Source organism: Streptomyces sp. ERV7, assembly GCF_001653515.1.
In the GTDB taxonomy this organism is placed as follows: Bacteria; Actinomycetota; Actinomycetes; order Streptomycetales; family Streptomycetaceae; genus Streptomyces.
Genome location: NZ_LYOY01000041.1, coordinates 1 through 14,581 on the forward strand (window position 1 = coordinate 1; position 14,581 = coordinate 14,581).

The 14,581-nt window shown below is 71.8% G+C and carries 15 protein-coding genes; 4 read left to right on the forward strand and 11 right to left on the reverse strand.

Features of this window, described 5'->3' with window-relative positions:
• Nucleotides 1–709 (forward strand): MIP/aquaporin family protein (locus A8W25_RS22540; RefSeq protein ID WP_324616283.1); only part of this gene is annotated, 709 nt, incomplete at its 5' end.
• Between the two features lie 48 nt (nt 710–757).
• On the opposite strand, the gene A8W25_RS22545 is transcribed toward A8W25_RS22540, so the two are convergent.
• Nucleotides 758–1,978 carry a 3-deoxy-7-phosphoheptulonate synthase gene (locus A8W25_RS22545; protein WP_234386546.1) on the reverse strand — a complete coding sequence of 407 codons (1,221 nt, stop codon included), beginning with the start codon at nt 1,976–1,978 and terminating at the stop codon, nt 758–760.
• A 322-nt stretch (nt 1,979–2,300) separates the two neighbouring features.
• On the opposite strand from A8W25_RS22545, the gene A8W25_RS22550 reads away from it, so the two are divergent.
• Complete coding sequence (locus tag A8W25_RS22550) at nt 2,301–3,122, forward strand: mycofactocin-coupled SDR family oxidoreductase (protein WP_234386547.1); 822 nt, start codon at nt 2,301–2,303, stop codon at nt 3,120–3,122.
• Between the two features lie 9 nt (nt 3,123–3,131).
• Here A8W25_RS22550 and A8W25_RS22555 read toward each other — a convergent pair whose 3' ends face one another.
• Nucleotides 3,132–3,773 carry an HAD family hydrolase gene (locus tag A8W25_RS22555; RefSeq protein ID WP_067164376.1) on the reverse strand — a complete coding sequence of 214 codons (642 nt, stop codon included), beginning with the start codon at nt 3,771–3,773 and terminating at the stop codon, nt 3,132–3,134.
• 54 nt (nt 3,774–3,827) lie between these two features.
• Here A8W25_RS22555 and A8W25_RS22560 point away from each other — a divergent pair, with 54 nt between their 5' ends.
• Nucleotides 3,828–4,691: a MaoC/PaaZ C-terminal domain-containing protein gene (locus A8W25_RS22560; protein WP_067164378.1), complete on the forward strand. Its 864-nt coding sequence runs from the start codon at nt 3,828–3,830 to the stop codon at nt 4,689–4,691.
• 6 nt (nt 4,692–4,697) lie between these two features.
• Here the strand turns inward: A8W25_RS22560 and A8W25_RS22565 are convergent, their stop codons facing one another.
• Nucleotides 4,698–5,675, reverse strand: coding sequence for a GDP-L-fucose synthase family protein (locus A8W25_RS22565; protein ID WP_067164379.1), 978 nt, complete (start codon nt 5,673–5,675; stop codon nt 4,698–4,700).
• A gap of 8 nt (nt 5,676–5,683) precedes the next feature.
• A complete protein-coding gene (locus A8W25_RS22570) occupies nt 5,684–6,955 on the reverse strand; it encodes an acyltransferase domain-containing protein (protein ID WP_158942654.1) in 1,272 nt (423 codons plus the stop codon).
• Nucleotides 6,956–7,082: 127 nt separating this feature from the next.
• On the opposite strand from A8W25_RS22570, the gene A8W25_RS22575 reads away from it, so the two are divergent.
• Entirely contained in the window at nt 7,083–7,634 is a 552-nt protein-coding gene (locus A8W25_RS22575) for an AAA family ATPase (protein ID WP_067164383.1), read from the forward strand.
• A gap of 61 nt (nt 7,635–7,695) precedes the next feature.
• Here the strand turns inward: A8W25_RS22575 and A8W25_RS22580 are convergent, their stop codons facing one another.
• The 7 genes from A8W25_RS22580 to A8W25_RS22610 form a co-directional block, all read right to left on the reverse strand.
• Nucleotides 7,696–8,811 carry a hypothetical protein gene (locus A8W25_RS22580; protein ID WP_067164389.1) on the reverse strand — a complete coding sequence of 372 codons (1,116 nt, stop codon included), beginning with the start codon at nt 8,809–8,811 and terminating at the stop codon, nt 7,696–7,698.
• A 4-nt stretch (nt 8,812–8,815) separates the two neighbouring features.
• The gene (locus A8W25_RS22585) at nt 8,816–10,066 is read right to left on the reverse strand and encodes an MFS transporter (protein WP_067164391.1); all 1,251 of its coding nucleotides are present in this window, start codon (nt 10,064–10,066) and stop codon (nt 8,816–8,818) included.
• A 77-nt stretch (nt 10,067–10,143) separates the two neighbouring features.
• The gene (locus tag A8W25_RS22590) at nt 10,144–11,136 is read right to left on the reverse strand and encodes a Gfo/Idh/MocA family oxidoreductase (RefSeq protein WP_079126310.1); all 993 of its coding nucleotides are present in this window, start codon (nt 11,134–11,136) and stop codon (nt 10,144–10,146) included.
• Nucleotides 11,133–12,428: a glycosyltransferase gene (locus A8W25_RS22595; protein ID WP_067164393.1), complete on the reverse strand. Its 1,296-nt coding sequence runs from the start codon at nt 12,426–12,428 to the stop codon at nt 11,133–11,135. The genes A8W25_RS22590 and A8W25_RS22595 overlap by 4 nt, the downstream gene beginning before the upstream one ends.
• 25 nt (nt 12,429–12,453) lie before the next feature.
• Nucleotides 12,454–13,194, reverse strand: coding sequence for a 3-oxoacyl-ACP reductase FabG (gene fabG, locus A8W25_RS22600; RefSeq protein WP_067164394.1), 741 nt, complete (start codon nt 13,192–13,194; stop codon nt 12,454–12,456).
• The gene (locus A8W25_RS22605; protein ID WP_067164396.1) at nt 13,191–14,234 is read right to left on the reverse strand and encodes a hypothetical protein; all 1,044 of its coding nucleotides are present in this window, start codon (nt 14,232–14,234) and stop codon (nt 13,191–13,193) included. Before A8W25_RS22605 ends, fabG begins: the two co-directional genes overlap by 4 nt.
• A complete protein-coding gene (locus A8W25_RS22610) occupies nt 14,231–14,521 on the reverse strand; it encodes an acyl carrier protein (protein WP_067164398.1) in 291 nt (96 codons plus the stop codon). The genes A8W25_RS22605 and A8W25_RS22610 overlap by 4 nt, the downstream gene beginning before the upstream one ends.
• Between the last annotated feature and the right edge of the window lie 60 nt (nt 14,522–14,581).

A 14,581-nucleotide genomic window follows, 5' to 3' on the forward strand; every position in this document is an offset into this window, starting at 1 on the left:
GGGTGCCGCGGTGGAGTGCGCGCTCACCGCCGTCATGATGTTTTTCGTGGTGACGATGGTGCGCTGGCTGCTCGATCCGGCCTCGCCCGTCTTCATCGCCGATCTGCACCTCGCGCTGGGCGCCGTCGGGGCGCTGGTCGCGGTGCTGCTGGTGGGGCTGATCCTGAGCCCGCCGGGCCGCCGGTCCGGCGCGCACCTCAATCCGGCCGTGAGTGTGACCCTGTGGCTGATGCGCGCGTTCCCTGGACGCGCTGTACTCCCGTACGCCGTCGGCCAGTTGCTCGGAGGGCTGGCCGGGACCGCGCTGGCCCGGCTGGTGTGGGGGCCGGTGCTTCAGTCGGCGGCTCTCAGTGACGGGCTGGCCCGCCCGGCGCCCGGCCGGTCCTCCGCGGCGGTGTTCGCCCTGGAGGCGGCGAGTTTCGCTGCGATCGCCCTGCTCATCGGCTTCTTCGTCACCCACCCCGCCCTTGCCCGGCCGATGCCGTACGCGGTGGGGCTGGTGGTCGGCCTGATCATCGCGCTGCTCGGCCCGGTGAGCGGCGGAGCGGCCAACCCGGCCCGCCAACTCGGCCCCGCGGCACTCTCGGGGACCACCACCGCACTGTGGGCCTATCTCACGGCACCGCTCCTCGGCGCCGCGCTGGGGGCCCTGGCCCACCTCGGGTACGTATCGGGGCGGGACAAGTCATGGGCAGGCAAGCGCCGTTGACCGCAGGATGTCTTCCTGTGGTCAACGGCGTGGCGGGCACCCACTCGATCAGCGCGGTCGCAGTATCTCCGCCGTCAGCGAGGCCAGTTCGAGGGCCTGGGTGCGGTTCAGGCGGGGGTCGCAGGCCGTGGTGTAGCGGTGGGGGAGGTCCGTGGTGGAGAGGTGCTGGGGGCCGCCGAGGCACTCCGTGACGTCGGCGCCTGTCAGCTCCACGTGCAGGCCGCCGGGGTGGGTGCCCAGAGCGCGGTGCACCTCGACGAAGCCGCGCACCTCGTCCAGGACTTGGTCGAAGTGGCGGGTCTTGTAGCCGGTGCGGGTCTGCACCGTATTGCCGTGCATCGGGTCGCACTGCCAGACGACCGCGTGCCCGGAGGCGGCGACCTTCTCCACGATCGGCGGCAGCACGCGCCGCACCTCCCCGCTGCCCATCCGGCTGATCAGGGTCAGCCGGCCGGGCTCGTCGTACGGGTCGAGGCGTTCGACGTACTCGACGGCCTGCTCCGGAGTGGTCGTCGGGCCTATCTTGACGCCGATCGGGTTGGCGAGGAGCTCGGCGAACGCGAGGTGCGCGCCGTCGGGTCGGCGGGTGCGCTCACCGATCCACAGGAAGTGCGCCGAGAGGTCGTACGGTTTCGGCTCGCCGCGCTCGTGGCCGTCCACCACCCGGAGCATCGCCCGCTCGTAGTCGAGCAGCAGGGCCTCGTGGCTGGTGAAGAAGCCGGTGTCCGCGCCCCCCGGGACGACTGTCCCGGTCGCGTGCAGCGCGCGTATCACTGCCATCGCGGACGCGGAGTTGACATAGGCGCGGAGCATACGGCGGGGGTCGGGGGCGCGGGCCCCGGCGGTCGCCTCGCGGCCGTTGACGATGTCGCCCCGGTACGCCGGGAGGCCCAGCGCGTCCGTGGGGGAGGAGCGGGGTTTGGCGTACTGGCCGGCGAGCCTGCCGACCCTCACCACCGGCAGTCCGGCCATCGAGGTGAGTGTCGATGCCATGCGGTGCAGCGTGTCGACGGTGCCCGCGATCGAGCGCTCGGTGGTCTCGGCGAAGGTTTCCGCGCAGTCGCCGCCCTGGAGCAGGAACGCCGTGCCACCCGCCACCGAGGCGAGGTGGGCCCGCAGCCGGTCCACCTCCTCAGCGGTCACCACCGGCGCCACCCCCTCCAGCACGGCCCGCACCCCGCGTACGGCCTCGGGGTCGGGCCACTGCGGCTGCTGGGGTGCGGGGCGGGCGAGCGCGCGGTCCACGGCGGCGCCGAGGTGCTCGGGCAACGGCCGGGGCGATGGCCGGGACGGAGAGAGTAGGGGCGGCAACGGCCGTGCCGGGCCGAGGCGAGGAGCCGCAGGCGCTTGTCCGTTCAACGATCCCCCTCGTACGGCTCGTCACGACGGGGTGCGAGCCGATGGCGTCATTGCGGAGTCGGGTGAGCAGCGGGATGCGGGGCGAGAGAGGCGAGGTGGTGTTTTCGATCCTATCGGCTCGGCCCCGTACGACAAATGCCGTCCGACCAGGCCGGGTTGGCCCACCTGGACACCGTGAACAATGGTGCCCGCCTCGCTAGCGTGGATCAGATCGAACCCGTGGGGAAAGGACATGTACGTGAGTGGACTGATGCGGGGCAAGGTTGTTCTGGTGACGGGTGCGGCCCGTGGCCAGGGCCGTGAGCACGTCCTGCGTATGGCGGGCGAGGGTGCCGACGTGATCGCCGTCGACCTGTGCGCGACCCTGCCCGGCGTGGCCTACGCCTCGCCGGAGCCGACCGACCTCGACACCACCGTCGCCCTCGCGAAGGAGTCCGGGCAGCGGATCGTCCCCCTGGTCGCCGACGTCCGTGACCTCGCCGTTCTGCGCGATGAGGTCGACGGCGCCGTGGAGGAACTGGGGCGGCTCGACGCCGTCGTGGCCAACGCCGGCATCTGTATACCCCGCGCCTGGGACGAGGTCACCGAGGAGATCTTTCGCGACACCATGGACGTCAACGTCACCGGTACGTGGAACACCGTGATGGCGACCGCGCCCCATCTGGTGACGGCGGGCGGCGGCTCCATCGTGCTGATGAGCTCCTCGGCCGGCCTGAAGGTGCAGCCGTTCATGATTCCGTACACGACCAGCAAGTTCGCGGTGCGCGGGATGGCGAAGGCCTTCGCCGCCGAGCTCGCGCGGTTCGGGATCCGGGTGAACAGTGTGCACCCGACCGGTGTCGACACCGCGATGGGCAGCCGGGCCATGCTCACCCAGGTCGCCAAGGCGAGCATGGCCGATCCGCGGCTGCGCGGCATGCTGGTCAATATGCAGCCGGTGGAGGGTATTTCGGTCGAGGACGTGGCCAACGCGGTGCTGTTCCTGGTGTCCGACGCCTCCCGTCATGTCACCGCGCACGCGATGGCCGTGGACGCCGGGGTCAGTGAGTTCTGAGGGGGTTGGTCAGTTCCTTGCCGACGGCACCAGGTTCTCCACGGTCTCCCTCAGGTGGGTGCGCAGCACCTCGGGGCTGCTCACATGCAGGGTGCGCATACCGAGGTCCCGCGCGGCCGCGATCACGGTCGTGCGGTCGTCGATCATCAGTGTCTCGCGCGGATCGGCCCCGCAGCGGGCCAGTGTCTCGGCGAAGTACTCGGCGGAGGGTTTGACCTGGCCCACGCGCCACGACGAGCACAGGTGGTCGAACAGCCGGTAGTGGTCGTGGTGTCGGTTCTTGAGATGGTCCCAGTGCTCCGCCTCGTTGTTGGCCAGGACCAGGGTGAGCTCCGGATGGGCGCGGGCCACCTCGGCCAGCTCCACCGCGTTGGAGCGGTAGCAGCGGACGTGGGTGGCGTACAGACGGTCCACCCACTCCCCGTCGAAGGTGTCCGCGAAGGGGCTGCCCGCCTCCTCCAGGAGACCGCGCAGGACGTCGTACGCATGGCTGGCGCCGCTCTCGTACGCATGGGCCGATGACAGTACGGCAGCGAGCAGACGGGACTCGTCCACGGCGTAGCGGCGTGCGATGTCCGGTATGAAGGAGGTCTCCTCATTGATGTTGTTGAACAGAATTCCACCTGCGTCGACCAACAGTACGCGAATCATTTTCTCCATCCCCTCTCGATGGTTTCGGATATACGTAGTCATTGGAGCCGAGTGATGGCGCTCTCTCACGATCTCGTCGGGCGGACCTGGGATTCCGGGACCCGGCGGTGGACGTTCTCGGACACCTCCCTTTACGCACTCGGAGTGGGCGCGGGCGGTGACGACCCGGGCCGCGAGCTGGAGTTCACCACGGAGAATTCCGGGGGAGTCGCGCCCTCGGTGCTGCCGACCTTCGCGGTCACCCTCGTCTCCCGGCACACCGAGCCCGTCCTGGGGGACTTCGACGTGTCGCAACTGCTGCACACCCAGCAGTCCCTGACGCTCTACGGTCCGCTTCCCGTCGCGGGCGCCGCGGCCACGACCTCGCGGCTGACCGCGCTGCGGGACCGGGGGAGGAACGCGCTCGCGGTGATCGAGTCCACCTGCGTGGACCCCGCCACGGGCCGGCCGTTCGCCGACGTACGCACCGGACTGACCATCAGGCGCGAAGGCGGATTCGGCGGCGAGCCGGGCGAGGACGAGCCGTGGGAGCGCCCCGAGGGGGATCCCGATCACTGCGTGGAGTACCGCACCGCCCCCAACCAGGCTCTGCTGTACCGGCTCAGCGGTGACCCGAACCCGCTGCACTCCGACCCCGCGATCGCTGCCCGTCTGGGCTTTCGCCGGCCACTGCTGCACGGGCTCTGCACGTTCGGCTTCGCGGGCCGGGCCCTGCTGCACACGCTCTGCGGGAGCGACCCGGCCCGGTTCGGGACGATGTCGTCGTGCTTCACCTCGCCGGTCTTTCCGGGCCAGGACCTCACCGTACGGATCTGGGAGCGCGGCGAGCGCGCGCTCTTCGATGTGCGCTCCCACGGCAGGGTCGTCCTGGACCGCGGGGTCTTCGTCCGGCGCGGCGCCGGCCCGGCAGCGGACTGAGGCAGGTCAGTGGGCACCAGAACGCCCGTCCGCCGCGGCCTGGTTGTCGGCGTACCAGCGCACCGTGCTCCGTACGCCCTCCGCAAGGCCGATCCGCGGCTTCCAGCCGGTGGCCAGCAGCCGTGAGACGTCGAGCAGCTTGCGCGGGGTTCCGTCCGGCCTGCTCGCGTCCCAGGTGACGCGGCCGGTGAAGCCGGTCGCCTCGGCCACGAGGGCGACGAGGTCCGCGATCGTGAGGTCCTCGCCGACACCGATGTTGACCGGCGACGGGTCGTCGCAGTGCTCCAGCAGATGCAGACACGCCGCCGCCAGGTCGTCGGCGTGGATGAACTCCCGCCGTGGCGTGCCGCTGCCCCAGACGACGACGTCCTCGGCGCCGGAGCCGACCGCCTCGTGGAAGCGGCGGATCAGCGCGGGCAGGACGTGCGAGCGGGTGGGGTGGAAGGAGTCGCCGGGACCGTACACATTGGTCGGCATGGCCGAGATCCACCGGCGGCCGTACTGCCTGCGGTACGAACGCACCGCGACCAGCCCCGCGATCTTCGCGATGGCGTAGGCGTCGTTGGTCTCCTCCAGCGGGCCGGTGAGCAGCGCGGACTCCGGGATCGGCTGGGGGCTGTGCCTGGGGTAGATGCAGGAGGAGCCGAGGAACAGCAGGCGGTCCACATCCGCCGCGTGTGCCGCGGCGAACAGATTGGTCTGGATGCGGAGGTTGTCGTTGAGGAACTCCACGGGTTCGGCGTCATTGGCGGCGATGCCGCCGACGCGCGCCGCCGCGTCGATCACCACGGCGGGCCGGAGCGAGGTGACGTAGTCGAGCGTGGCCGGGGCGTCGGTGAGGTCCACGTCCGAGGAGCGGATGCCGACGACGGAGGTGAACCCCTCGGCCCGGAGGCGGCGCAGAACGGCGGATCCCACGAGTCCGGACGAGCCCGCGACGAGCACGGTGGCCGACGGGTCAAGGGCGGGGGTGGCTGCGGGCATGGGCCTTCTCATCCTCGGTCGGGGGCGGCGATGCGGTCGATGGAGGGGAGCTCAAGGCCCCGGCACCACAGCGCCCCCAGCAGGCGCAGCAGCGAGACCGGCTCGGGGGTCGCCCGGTGGCCGGAGGCGATGACCAGCGGATCGTCGACCCCCTCGGCCCGCAGGGTCTCGCGGATCGGCGGGGTCAGGACGGGGTGCGGCCCGATCTCCCCATAGGCCCGGATGCCCCGGCGGGCCAGCGCCGACACCGCCTGGGTGAAGCGGACCGGCCGGCGCAGGTTGCGCGCCCAGTAGTCCGCGGTGGCGAGCCCGGCCGGGTCCGGGTCGGCGTCGACCGTCGAGATCCACGGGATGTGCGGCGCCATGGGGGCGAGATCGGCCAGCTCGGCGCGGAGCGCGGGCAGCACGCTGTCGACGAACGGGCTGTGCGACGCCGCGTTGATACGGATCTGCCGGCAGCGCACCCCCTCGGCCTCCAGCGCGCTCACCAGCGCCCGTGTCGCCTCGCTCTCGCCGGTGACCACGGTCTGCCCGGGCGCGCTGTGGGCGGCGACGACCACCGTCCCGGGGATCTCCTCGCACCGGCGCGCGACGGTGTGCCGGTCGAGACCGACCGTGGCCATCGCCCCGCCGCCCGCCGCCTTCGCGAGCAGCGCGGAACGTACGCTCACGACCCGCGCCGCGTCTTCGAGGCTGAGGGCACCGGAGACATGGGCGGCGGCGACCTCGCCGAGGCTGTGCCCGACGACCGCCTCCGGGCGCAGGCCCAGGGAAAGCAGCCAGTGGGCGGTGGCGACCTGGACGGCGAAGATGAGCGGCTGTGTGGTGTCCGGCGGGCCGAGCTCCCCGTCGGCCGCGCTCATCAGCGGTGCGACGACTCCGCCCGGCAGCAGTGCGTCGAGTTCGGTCAGCACCCCGGCCGCCTCCGGCGACCAGTCGAGCAGGGCGCGGCCCATGCCCGGCCACTGGCTGCCGTGGCCGCCGAAGCACCAGGCGGTCCGGGAGGCGGCGCCGTCGGCCCGTCCCGATGTCCAGCGCGGACTGGCCAGCCCGTCGGCGAAGAACGAGAGACCCTCGATCAGGCCCGCCGGATCGGCGGCCGCGACCGCCAGGCGCTCCACCCCGTCCCCGCGCGAAAGGGGCACCACCGCTTCGGGCGGGGAGCCATCGGCCAGCAATTGGGCGGCCGTTCGCGCCGTATCCGTCAACGCGGCCCGGTCGGCGGCGGAAAACATCAGCAACCACGGCGGGGGCGGTGGCACCGAAGAGGTGAGAGGCATGGGAACTCCCTGGTTCCGTAAAGGGGGATCGGACAGATCGTCAGTAGTTGCTACGATCGCTGCGCTGGCAATTTCGGACCGTCGTACGGGCCGTTGGCCGATAACGCGATAAAGGAGTAGAGGAAGCATGCCGGAAACCTCCTTCCAGGGCCAGATCGTTGATACCGAACCCGCCTCCGCCGTATTTCTCGTCATCGGCATTCCCGGGTCCGGGAAGAGTTCGGTGTCGGCGGCTCTGGCCCGCCGGTTCCCCCTCGGCGCGCACATCGAGGGCGATCACCTCCAGGACCTCATCGTCGCGGGCGGGCATCTGCCCTCGCCGGAGGAGGACCTGGAGGCGGATCGCCAACTGCTGCTGCGGGCCCGCAACGCGTCGGTGCTGGCGCGCAGTTTCCATGCCGCGGGGGTGGTCGCGGTCATCGACGACGTGGTGGTCCGGCGGGCCCATCTGGAGTTCTACCGGGAGCAGTTGAAGGACCTGCCGCTGCGGCTGATCGTCCTGGCCCCGGCGGCCGGGGTCGTCTCCCGGCGGGTCGCCGAACGGGACAAGGTCCTGGCGGACGACTGGTCGTTCCTGGACGACGCGCTGCGCGGTGAACTCGACGGTGAGGGGACGTGGTTCGACAGCTCCGACCTGACCCTGGAGGAGACGGTCGAGGCCATCCTGGCGAAGGGCTGAGCGGTTGAAGGAGGTCCGGCGCGGGGATCCCGAAGGATCCCCGCGCCGGACCTCGTCCTTCTCAGCCGCCGTCGACACGGCCCACAGCGCTCAGCCAGGTGCGCATGAGGTAGGCGCTGCGGTGCAGGAAGGCCCTGGCCTCCTGGGACCAGGCCCCGCCCCGCGCCTGTTCGGCGAAGTCCTCCAGGCCGTGGCTGAGGGAGGCGTAGGCCTCGCGGTAGTCGCTGCCCTGGAGCTCGAACTCCGTCAGCCAGGCAAGGAGTTCGTCCATGAAACGGATCGCGGGCAGCTCGATGGAGAGGTCGTTGAGCAGGTCGTGCTCGTTGCGCTCGTGGTTGACGAGCGGGCCGCCGAAGCGGACCGAGTGGCCGAGGTGTTTGGCGCAGGCGGCGACGAAGTATCCGCTGAAGATGTCACCGAAGCGCTCCACCGCGGCCCCGCCGATGGGCTGGCCCATCCGCAGGAAGTAGTAGGCGGGCAGGGCGTCGTGGTGCACCGCGGTGTTCTGGGAGTTGACCGGGCACCAGGTGTCCCTGGCCAGTACGGCGGGTTGGCCGTTGTAGGCGGTCACCCGGGGCCGGACCGCGAGCCGCGTCACCGCGTCCACATCGGGATCGTCCAGCCACAGCCCGGCGTTGACGCGCACGTCGGCCACCTCTTCGGTGCTGGTGACCTCGGTCGCAGCCGCGCGGGGGCCGTACGGGAAGCCGCGCGGGAAGACCCGGCAGGGGTCCACTTCCAGCAGGTCGCAGGCGTTGAACCAGCCGTTGTCGGCCGACACCACACGGTGGCGCACCGGGCCTTGCAGCACCACGCGGTGCTCGTCGAAGAAGGGGCTGTCGATCGGCAGGTTGTCGTCGTCCATGGAGACGGCCATCGCGCTGCCGTTGAGGTAGGACAGCAGATAGCCGATGTTGCGGCGGTTGTCGGAGTCGTACGGGATCAGGTCGGGCACACCGAGTCGGGCGAGCAGCCGGTCCTGCTCCTCCACATCGGGGGAGACGACGGTGGCGCCGCGGCTCCGGGCCTTCTCGCAGGCCTCGTAGAACGCCCTGGGGGTTTTCCTGTCGGGTATGACGACGAGCCGGGCGCCGGTTTCGGCGAGGGTGTCGGCGTAGTGCTCCAGGAACGAGCCGGAGCCGATGGTCGTGATGACGATGTCGATCGTTTCGGACATGTGGTCACTCCACGGTAGGTATGTCCCGCCAGTACCGCAGTCGCGAGGACGCGGCGATGAGCGGGGCGCTGAGCCAGAGGAACATCACGACGGCCAGCCCGGCCCTCGGGCCGAAGAGGCTGCCCAGGCCGCCGCCGACGAGGCCGCCGAAGAAGAGCATGCCGCGGCTGATGAACCGGACGCAGGCGACGGTCCGTTGCAGCAGCTCGGGCGGTGTCAGCAGTTGGACGAGGGTGGCCTGGCCGACCGTGAACACGGAGAAGCCGGCGTGGAAGAGCAGCGCGCCGCTGAAGAAGAGGAACAGCCCGGAGCCCGGCCGGGTCAGCGGCAGGAGCAGTCCCGCCGGTGCGAGCACGGCCGCGGGGATCCACACCGCGCGTGCCGTGCCGAGGCGGCGGCTGACGCGGCCCGCGCTGAACGCCCCGATGAGACCGCCGATGCCCACCGACCCGAGCAGCATTCCCAGGGTGCCCGGGGCCACCCCGACGTCGTCGGCCAGGAAGATGACGACGAGGGCCTCGTACGCGGCGAAGCAGCAGTTGCCGACGGCCGAGCCCGCGATCGAGGCCAGGATGACGGGCCGCCGGGTCACGAACCTTACGGCCTCCGACAGTTCGGCCCACATCCCCTTGGCGCCGGACGACGAGGAGGCGGCCTCGATGCGGGAGCGCATGAGGAGGTTGCACGTCACGGACGCGCCGAAGCCCGCTGAGTTGAGCAGCGGAGCGTGCTCGGGGCCGAGCAGCTGCACGGTGAAGCCCGCCAGCGTCGGCCCGAAGGCGAGCGAGACGGCGCGGGCGATCTGGAGGCGGATGTTGCCGTAGACGAGTTTGTCCTTCGGCAGCATCCGCGGTGGCATGGACAGATACACGATCTCGTAGAACACCGTCGCACAACTGACCAGCACATTGGACATATAGAGGTGCCACAGGGCGAGGTGCCCGGTCGCGGCGAGGATCGGCACCATGGTGACGATCGCCGCACGGCCGAGGTCGGCGAGCAGCAGCATGGTCCTCGGGGGCAGCCGCCCGCTGTACACCCCGGCGGGCAGGGTGAGGATCAGCCAGGGCAGATACCCGGCCGCCGTGATCAGACCGACCTCGCCGACCGAGGCCCCCAGGCTCTGGGCGGCGAGCAGCGGGAAGGCGACCACCGTCGACATCCCGCACAGCTGGCTGATGCCGCTGCCGATCCACAGCAGCCGGAAGTCCCGTTCGCGGACGGACTCGGTCGCCAGGGTGGCGGGACCGGACATGACGGGTGCCCTCTTCTTCCTCGGTTGGTGAGCGGCGGCCTAGCGAGAGGGGGTTGGCCACGTGGCCCCTGGGGGTGTCAGAGCGTCACCGGGACGGAACCGGTTCTGGCCGACCGCTCCGCCGCCAGTGCGCAGCGCAGTGCCTCGTACGAGTCGCGCCAGCCGCCCGCGCTCGGGGTGGCGGGACCGCCCGCTGCCTCGGCCAGGAAGGCCCGCACCTGTTCCCGGTAGGCGGTGGCGAACCGGTCCCAGTACCCGCGGAACCGCGCGGTGGGCACACTGCCCGTCCCGGGTGGCTCCGCGCGGGTCAGCCCGGCCTCCAGATTGCCTTTCTCGCCCAGGACTTCGGCCCGTACGTCGTACCCCACGGGCTGCCAGCGGCCCGCCGAGAGCGCGGCGAGCGTGCCGTCGTCGAGGCGGACGGTCGCGGTGACCGTGTCGAAGTCACCGATGTCCGCGAGCCCGGGGCCGGACAGCGCCGAGCCGTCCGCGACGACCTGGACGATCCGGCGCCCGGTGAGCCACCGCACCATGTCGAAGTCGTGGAGCATGAGGTCGGTGAAGATCGAGCCGCTTTCGCGCAGCCGCGCGAGGGGCGGCATCGACACATCGTGCGAGACCAGCCGGAGCAACTGCACACGGCCCAGCTCCCCGCCCGCCGTACGGGTGCGCAGATCGGCGAGGCCCGGGTCGAAGTGGCGCTGGAAACCCACCCACAGCGGCACACCGCGCTCCTCGGCCCTGACACCCAGTTCCTCGGTCCGGGCGAGGTCGATGGTCAGGGGTTTCTCGCACAGCGTCGGTATACCGGCGTCGATGAGCGCGCCCACCAGCTCCGGGTGGCTCGTGGTGGCGGCCGTCACCAGCGCCGCGTCACAGCCGCTGGACACCAGCTCCTGGACCGAATCGGCGACGGTCCGCGACGACACGTCCTGGGCGAGTTTCTCGGCGCGGGCGCGGTCCGCGTCCACGCAGACCACCCGGTAGGGGCCCAGGGCGTCGAGGTGGTCGGCGTACATCGCGCCGATCTGACCGCAGCCCACCACTCCCACGACCATCCCCGTGCTCATCGGCCCGCCTCCGTCACCTGCGGGAGGGCGGAGTGGGCCAGGGCCACCAGGTCCGTCGTCTCCCGGCACTCGCGCAGCCGGGCACCCCAGTGCGCGGCCCGTGAGGTGAAGGCGGGGTCGCCGAGCACCTCGGCGATGCCCTTGCGTATGTCGTCGGTGCGCACACAGGGCTGGTCGGACGGGCCGGAGTAGCGGTCGCTGAAGGCCAGCCGGCCGTACGGGGTGGTCTCACTGGTCCGCAGCAGCACCCCGGCTCCGGCGTCCTCGACCAACTGCCGTCCGTTCATCTCCTGTTCGGACATGAACGGCATCACGACCTGCGGTTTGCCGTGCAGCAGGGTGGCGAGGACCGTGGCCGAGCCGCCGTGGTCGACCACCACGTCCGCCCACTCCAGTGGTGTGTCCAGGCCGGTGAAGCCCGCCACCACGACGTTGTCGGGCACGTCCAGGCCGCCCTCGAAGGCGAAGCCGCTGGAGACGTACACGCTCCACGGCTGGTCGGCGCAGGCGTCCAGGACGTTCTGCAGGGCCTGGCGGCCCACCGTGCCGCCGCTGCCGATGGTGACGTACACCTTGGGCCGGTCGGTGGGCGGGGGAGCGGGGGCGTCGGAGGCCACGGCCGGGTTCCAGTACATCGGTCCGACGAAGTGCAGTGCGCCCCGGTGCGGCGGCCCGTCGACCGGTTCCAGGGCGGGCAGGCTGGACACCAGGGTGACCTCGCCCCACAGCAGGTGCTCGGCGCGCTCCACCGGGCCGAGCCCCAGCTCGCGCGAGAGGCGGTCCCACACCGGCAGGCTCGACGGGTGCGGCAGCAGGTCGCGCGGCGCGACCGTGGACCACGGCATCCAGCCGTTCGCCCGCGGGGTGATGAAGTCCGCGTCCGCGAGGGAGACCACGGGGATGCCCGCCGCCCGGGCGGCGAGGGCCGCCGTCGGGCACATGTCGATGACGACGAGGGTCGGCCGGTACGCCTCGATCAGGCGGGCGTCGGCGGCGACCCGGCTGCGGACCCGCTCGACGCGGTGGTAGGTCGCGGCCACCGCGAACACCCGCTCCACGTCCGCGAAGGGCAGATACGGGGGCATCGGGTGCCGGTCGGGCGGGCGCGGCGCCTCCGGCTCGGAGTCCAGGACCGGGAACCCCGCCTCGCGCACCATGGCGTTGATGCCGCAGTCCGCGAACGCCACCTCGTCGCCCGCCTGGGCCAGCGCCGAGGCCAGGGCGAGACACCGGCCGGTGTAGGCCGCCCCGCCGCCCCAGCCCCAGGGGAAGAACAACACTCGCTCGGTCACATGTCCTCCTGCTCGTCGGTCGTCCTCATGCCGTCAACCCGCCGTCCACCGCGATCACTTGCCCGGTGACATAGGACGCCGGGGGAGAACAGAGGAAGGCCACCACCGAGGCGATCTCGTCGACCCGGCCCGCCCGTCCGAGCGGGGTGCGCTCCAGCACGCCGTCCCGCGCCCTCGCGTTCAGGCCGTGGTAGGCGGGGGTGTCGGCGATCAGTCCGGGGGCCACGCAGTTGCAGGTGATGCCGTACCGGCCGTACTCCCTCGCCGTCGTCCAGGCCAGGCCGTGCAGGCCGGACTTGGTGGCCGCGTACGCCGCCTGGCCCGGCTGTCCGCGCAGTCCCGCCACCGACGAGACGAGGACGATCCGCCCGCCGCCGTGCCCTGTCATGGTCTTCACCCCGGCCCGCAGACAGCGGAACGCGCCGCTGAGATTGACCGCGAGCTGGTCCTCCCACTCGTCCTCGGCCACGTTCAGGAGCAGCCGGTCGTGGTGGACCCCGGCGTTGACCACGAGCGCGTCGAGCCGGCCGAACTCCTCCACGACCCGCCCCACCACCAGCTCGCCGCTGTGCGGACGGGACAGGTCGGCGGTGAGGGCGAGCGCCTCGGCGCCCGCCGCGCGCAGATCGTCGACCACGGCCGCCGCGGCCTCCTCGTTGCGGTGCGCGTGCACCCCCACGGCGTAGCCCGCCAGGGCCAGGGAGTGGGCGATCGCCCGCCCCAGCGGGCCGGAACCCCCGGTCACCAGGGCCACCTGGGCGCTCATGGCGCCGCTTCCTCGCGTACGGGAAAGCAGGTGCTCTCGATCTGCGCGAACCGCGCGCGCAGCCGGTCGGCCGCGCCGGGGTCGGCCGGTCCCTCCCGGCCGCCCGCGGCGACCAGGGCCTCGCGCAGCCGGTCGAGCGCGGTGCGCAGCGGACGGGCCAGCTCCAGGACGCGGGGGTACACCGCGAGCGGGTCCGGCTTCTCGTGCGCCGCGATCAGCGCGATACCGAGCCGCTTGGCGTGCACCCGGGCATCGAGTGCGGCTCTGCGCACTACCGTCAACTCAGGGGAGAGGGCGAGCGGTTCGCCGGGTGCGGGGGCCACGGCGAGCGCGTTGGCGTAGATGAACAGCTGGGGCTGGATGTCGCCGAGGACCAGCACGTGCAGGGCTCTGGCCGTCACCGCGCCGAGCCCGGCCTCGGCGAGTTCGTCGAGGAGGGTGCCGAGGGCGTCCGCGCCCACCGAGAGCAGCGCGGTGTCGCGGTGCAGCCGTTCGGCGAAGTACTCCTGCGGGTCGCGGTGGTCCGGCGCGTCGGTGACCGTGACCGTGCCCACCCAGGTGAACAGGGCCCGCAGTCCGGGCGTCAGCGTCCAGCGTCGGCGGAAGCCGTGGGCCGGGTCGGCGTCGGTGTCCAGGACGGTCATCACGCTCTCCGGCGAGGACCAGTCCACCGCCAGCACCGCGTGGTCGTGGAAGTGGAAGCGGCCCTCGTACACGTCGCCGGGGAGGTGGAAGCGGTCCGGCAGCACCATCACCGGCTCGCCCGCGCCGAGGCGCTCCAGGACGAACGGCACATTGCGGCCGCCGTCGTCGAACTCGGTGCGGTAGTCCACCCGGCAGCCGTCGAAGTCCTTCGCCAGGTCGCGGCCCACCGGGTCGAGCGGGCCGTTGAGGGCGCGGGCGACGGCCAGGGGGTCCAGACCCCGGAAGTGCAGGACGGACTCGACACAGCGCAGTACGCAGTTGAGCCCGTCCAGCGCCCGGTCCTGCCACCCCAGCGCCCCCAGCTGGTCGAACCGCGGGGTCGTGGTGGCGGTCATCGCAGCTCTCGCCCGGCGGTCCGCGCGCGGGCCACCAGGGTGTCGGCCAGGTGCCCCAGGTTGTCGAAGGCCGTGCCGTCGGTCTCCTCGCCGCTGTAGGGCACGCCCCACTTCTCCTCGAAGCGGGAGAGGACGACGATCAGGTCGAGCGAGTCCATCCCTATCTCGTCGAGTGTGGTGGTCTCGCTGAGCCGGTCGGGCAGATGGGGGCGTTCGGCGAGCACGGTGGTGATGAGCTCCATGACGTGCTCGCGGTCGATCGGCTGTGCGTCTGCGCTGTGGGTCATGTCCTTCTCTCCCTCTTGCCGTTGTGTGTCGATGGCGCGGTGTGCATGGGGCTGACGGTG